This is a genomic window from Ureaplasma miroungigenitalium, assembly GCF_025780085.1.
Lineage (GTDB): Bacteria > Bacillota_I > Bacilli_A > Mycoplasmatales > Mycoplasmoidaceae > Ureaplasma > Ureaplasma miroungigenitalium.
The window spans coordinates 1-753 of record NZ_JAOXHL010000010.1 but is presented as its reverse complement, the minus strand read 5'-3'; the positions used below and the strand labels follow the sequence as shown (position 1 = coordinate 753).

The 753-nt window shown below is 35.2% G+C and carries 1 pseudogene; it reads right to left on the bottom strand.

Features of this window, described 5'->3' with window-relative positions:
• Positions 1 to 753: pseudogene (locus OF376_RS03170) on the bottom strand (hypothetical protein); the annotation flags it as partial.

Below are 753 nucleotides of genomic sequence, written 5' to 3'. Positions count from 1 at the left end.
TTTGAATTTTTCTTTAGCTTTTAAACCATCTAATTCATCTTTTGGCATCCCGAATAATTCAGAATATTTTTGTAGTAATCAGTGAGTACCAGCGATTCCATAAGTTGAACTTCATCCATCATTACCCATAAAAATCATGTGGTCTTTTTTTGAACCTTTAATTAAACGTAATGGTGCGAAACCGGGGTTGTTTACCAAGTGGTCACGGTAACTTTCACCATCTGGACCCTTATATTCGTGTGCAGCACCCTTATCGTTATAAACATAAATTAAGTAATCAAATTTTTCACCAAATCCATCAAGCAAGTCGTTTACAACTTTAGTTTTAGCAGCTGAGTCACCTGAACCGTGGACAATTTGAGCACCAAATGATCATTGACTGTCTAATAAATCTGCCCCTCTTTCATCTGGAACAGGGAATTTAAGTCCTAGACCTGGTAAATCTTCAAAGTCCGGTGAAGTATATAATAATGGGTTATCATCGGGTTGGTAAATACTAATAACATTCATGTTTTGAACGTCTAAATCAGAAGGACCCACACGAGAAGTAAAACCAACAGTTGCTTTTTGTTCACGTAATTTCTTTCAGAATGGTGAATTAGCATACATACGAATGTCGTGTTTTAAATTGGCAATTTGTTTTTCAGCTTCAGCTAGGAATGTTTTTTCGTATAATCCCTTGTCAATTAAAGGTTTAAATGTAGATGATTTATTTAAGTCGATAGCTTCATCTAATCCCTTTGCAAGATTACG